Below are 4892 nucleotides of genomic sequence, written 5' to 3'. Positions count from 1 at the left end.
GCAATGATCAATGCCCCGAATGGCTCTATGAGTTCATTGACGATGTCACATCATTAAACCGATTTTGCTATGGCAGTGTTTTATTTATCGATTCGAGCTTCAATCAGCTCGATTGAGAACACACCGCCCTTTCATTTTAAAAACACTCATCCGCTCAAAACATGCTGTTAGTGCTGATTGGTATTACCTAAGGAAAGAAAATGAAAAAACACATTGATACGCCTCAATTTGAACAAGACGTCAACTGGTGTATAGAAGAACTAAAACGCCACTTCGTCGATATACCATACTGGGAAGATACGTTCGTCGCGCACTTTACTCGTGGCAGCACTGTGAATAAGCGGTATTGGAAAAACGTTAATCAAGAAGCGACCAAGCGACTAACCAATATACCGACCTCTTTGTTGCACAAGGAAGCGTATCGAGAACTCAATAGTATGGCGTTTTTTGCTATCAACATCATGGCCGGCGCTTTGCTCGATTGTCGCTACAACGACAACCTCAATAAAAATGCGCTCGAAGAGATATTACAAATCACCCATGATGCTCTTTCTATTCGTGCTCCCCATTCTCTTTCTGGGCATGATAACGCTTTGCACAATCTGCAATCTTGTATTGACCTGTTTTGCCACGCCATTGGTGCACCTTCCGATGAGTTTGCCAACTATTCAAACAAAATGAATACATTGCGATTAAAAGAGCAGCAATAACATTACTCACGACGTCGACTCCATCACCCAGCCGCTAGCCAAAACTCATTTCTCTGATATACTCCTATCGCACCCAAAACTCATCAACTAAACAGGTATTACCTTCCTTGTCGCACTAAGATGAATGGTCATTCTGCTTAGTGTTGTTCGTTGATTCTCTCTGTTTTGGGTGCGCCTTTTTGGCTCGCGGTATTTTCATAAGGAAAATACACATGCTTTCTATCAGCCCACTCAAATCTGCTTCTGGCGCTGCCAAATACTACCTAAGCGAAGAAAACCCCAAAGACCTGCCTGACGTCTCTTTAGAGAAAGACGCTGGCGACAACTACTACCTCAAAGAAAAAGACCAAGGAGAAAATACGTTCTGGTATGGCAAGCTTGCAGAAGAAGCCGGACTGCTAAGCAAAGCCGTCGAACAGGAGACATTAGAGTCTGTGTTATCTGGCAACCTTGGGGATGAAACCATCAAGGGGAAAAGAGACGATCATAAATGCGGTTTAGATCTGACTTTATCCGTATCAAAAGGCTTCTCCATTGCCGCATTAGGTGGTGGTGATATGCGCTTACTCGGCATACTCAAGGACGCCGTTAAGTTTGTCGCCGATGAAATTGAAAAAGACACCGCACAAGTCACGTCAACCAATAAAGAAGGTGAACGTGAATACATCAATACCGGTAACATGATTTTTGCAGCCATTGGTCATAAGACCAGCCGTGAAAACGACATGCAGCTTCATTACCACTTATTAGCGCCAAACATGACACGAGACCAGGAAGGGCAACTGCGCTCACTCGCTTCAACCATCAAGCAAAAAGGCGGCGTCATCAATGGTACAAGCGAGCGCATCTATAACTTCCAAAAATATTACACAGCACTATTTCACAGTAAGATAGCACACGACGTTGAAAGAATTGGCTATCAAACCCATGGACTAGGCAATGGACAGATAGACATATCTGGTATACCGCAACCACTCATCGAAAACTCTTCCACTCGAACACAGCAAATCAACCAACAAGCCTTAAACTTTGGAGACACACAAGCAGCAAGGGATATGGCAGCCCTCGATACCCGTAAAAGTAAAACCTACCTGAGCAACGGTGAGCTCACCACAAAGTGGCAGCAGCAAATCAAAGATATGGGGTATAAGCCCGAAGAGTTGGTGAAGAATGCACAACAATTCACTAAACAAGAATTTCAGCCAGCCTTAATCGCTCAAGAAGCCCTGTCGCGCGCTATTTCTCATCTTGAACAAAACAATACAGCCCTTCGCTTGGAAAAAATCATTGAATTAGCGGTTTCTGATTTTACCAAAGGCGATATTCAAGCCAACGCCATTGACGTAAAAAACCTCGCAGATGAATGGATAAAAGAAGGGACGCTTATCCCACTGGCAGAAAAAGGGCAATACACCACCAAAGGCTTAATTGATAACGAGAAAGCGCTTATCGACAGCACACAAGGGCGAGCACATCACATGCGTACCCACGTAGCACCCAAAGTCCTAGACAAGCTCGCCATTCCTGAAAGTCAGCAACGTATGCTTACCAACCTTTACCACTCCACCAAACAGTTCCACGTAGTAAATGTGCATGGCTCATCACAAAGCATTGCGCAGCAGCTGCTTAACGTGGGAAACCACAGTGGTAAACGGGTTCAGTTCGTCTCCCAAAGCACAAAAGCCAAGGCAGAAGGGATGGAGAGCCTACAAAGGCAAAGCAAAACGCTTGGAGCCTGGATAGCCAATGCTTTTTCACCAGAGCAGCGCCACACCACCCATAGCTTGCTGCAAAGTGACACGCCGCTGACCAATAAAGACGTCTTGCTCATCGATGACGCTAATAAGATGAGCGCTAATGAACTGTTAGCCCTGACCGACAAAGCCAAACAGTCCAACAGCAAAGTCGTCCTGTTAAACCGCGTTTCTAGCCGTCAAGGATTTAAAGCCAACAATGCTATCTCGCTGTATCAAAAAGGCAATGTAGAGAGCCATATTTGGGTAAGCAGTAAACCTATCGAAACAGACGTAAAACTGCATGAGAATGACACCGATAGGATAGCTCGGGTGTACGCCGACTTACCAGACAAAGCCAACACCCAAGTGATTGCCACTTCCAGTGTTGAGCAACGGCGATTAACCGAAGCCATTCGAGATAGACTCAAAAACACCGCCGCCCTGGGAAGGCACGAAACCACCCTCTTCACTCAAGTCCCCCACTACCTCTCTAAAGCGCAGCAGCCGCTTGTTCAGCACTACAAACCAGGCATGACACTCACTCATTGGGATGACGGCAAACCCCAAAGCTTTGTCATTGCCAGTATCGACAAAGAGAGCAACACCATGACAACACTCAACAAACACGACGGGCAGTCACACACGTTTGACCCATCCAGCCGAGCCTTTAAAGCTATGAAGATGCAAATCAGCAAACCACAGAGTTTGAACATTGCCAAAGGTGAGCGCCTTAGCACGTTAGGCAAACACTTCCCTTCTGGTTTAGAGGTAAATCAACGTTACCTTGTCACTGACATAAACAACCACAATATTACTCTTGAGGGAAACGGTAAGACTCAGCACCTAAGCTTAGAAAGCTTAAAAGACGCACCACTGCAATACGACTACGTTCATGGTGCCAACCATATCGAGAAAAAAGAACACACCCTACTCTCAGCAAAAGCCTTCACTCTGTCAAAACCACTGATAAATGACCTCACCGAGAAAACAGGTCGCCTTGATATCTTCACCGACAAGCCCGACAAGGCCCAAAGCGCCTTAGAAAAAGAACAGGTCTCCCCGTCAGCGATTGAGCGTGTATTGCAGACACAAAACATCAACGACCGTTACCTAAACGACACCACCCAAGCTTTGTTAAAGCAAGATGTCAGTCAGGCACTATCGGCACTGGCAAAAGCGCAAAACGCCCCACTTATCGAAAAAGCGGTCAGCTTTGCCCTCAACCACCTTTCAGAGAAAGAAGCTGCGTTTAGCCAAAAAGCGTTAGTGGTCGAAGCGGTTCGTTACGCTTTTGAAGAAGCCGGTGGCTCTATCACCAAAGAGCAGATTGAAACCGAACTGGGAAAACGCAGTGACACCCTCTCTGCAGAATACAGTGATGGAACACGCTGGACGACACAAGCGGCACTCGATACAGAAAAGCGTATCTTGCAAAACATCGATGATGGCAAAGGCAAACATCAGCCCTTTGCTACCTCTAGGCAGGTGCAAGCTTTTCTCGATACCAAGCCTCGCTTAACCCAAGGACAAAAAGACGCCATTACCCTTATATCAACCACCAAAAACAGCTTTGTTGCCATTCAAGGTTTAGCCGGCACAGGCAAGTCCACCATGCTTGAGTCCAACATTGAACTTATCCAATTGGTGAGAGAAACCAGCCAACTGCCTGAGCAAAACGTGATTGGGCTTGCGCCCACTCACGCTGCCGTCGCAGAGCTCGAAAGCAAAGGCGTGAAAGCGCAAACCCTGGAAAGCTTATTATCTGACATCAGACAAGGCAACCGAACCGCCAGCGACTATCAACACACCTTGTTCTTTCTTGATGAAAGCTCCATGGTCAGCAACAAGCAAGCCGATGAGTTCACCAAACTGGTCAATGACAGTCAGTCCAAGACCACCTTCCTTGGCGATAAAGAGCAGCTACTGTCCCTGAGTGCTGGTAAGCCGTTTGAACTGGCTATGAGTCAGGGACGCATCGATACCGCTTACATGACCGATATCATCCGTCAGCAAAACGACACCTTACTTAATGCGGCGCAAAACACCATTGATAAGCAGCCACAAAGCGCCCTGGATAAGCTCCAACAGCAATCCCCTGATACTCAAGGCAACCGTCAGCATGTCATCTCTACGCTGGATGAACACCGTAAAGACCGACACAAGGCGCAGTTAGAAGCCACAGAAAAACTGCCCTACATGGTCGCCAAAGATTATCTAGAGCGCACACCTGAGACGCGAGAGAATACGCTTATCATCGCTTACACCAACAAGGAGCGTGACACGATAACCGAATACATCCGGGTCGGGTTAATGAAAACCCAAGAAATCGGCAAAGAGAACGTCATCACAACTCGGCTACGCTCTATCGGTGCTACTGGGGAAGAGCTCACCACCATGATGCCCTACCAAAAAGGCTTGGTACTGAGTACCAAGCCTGGGGAATACA

General features: G+C 46.8%; 2 protein-coding genes. Both read left to right on the top strand.

The window, feature by feature from the left end; all coding sequences use genetic code 11:
* The first annotated feature begins 200 nt into the window (after positions 1 to 200).
* On the top strand, positions 201 to 710 hold the full coding sequence (locus OH459_RS27700; protein ID WP_050926503.1) for a hypothetical protein: 510 nt from the start codon (positions 201 to 203) through the stop codon (positions 708 to 710).
* 212 nt (positions 711 to 922) lie between these two features.
* Positions 923 to 4892 (top strand): conjugative transfer relaxase/helicase TraI (gene traI / locus OH459_RS27695; protein WP_269989796.1); only part of this gene is annotated, 3970 nt, incomplete at its 3' end.

The organism is Vibrio sp. MM46, from assembly GCF_027587135.1.
Taxonomy (GTDB): Bacteria; Pseudomonadota; Gammaproteobacteria; order Enterobacterales; family Vibrionaceae; genus Vibrio; species Vibrio harveyi.
This window is presented reverse-complemented; position numbering and strand designations above follow the sequence as displayed.

Bases quoted from the DNA above. Each gene is read 5' to 3' on its own strand.
- OH459_RS27700 (WP_050926503.1), top strand. From the start codon at position 201: ATGAAAAAACACATTGATACGCCTCAATTTGAACAAGACGTCAACTGG.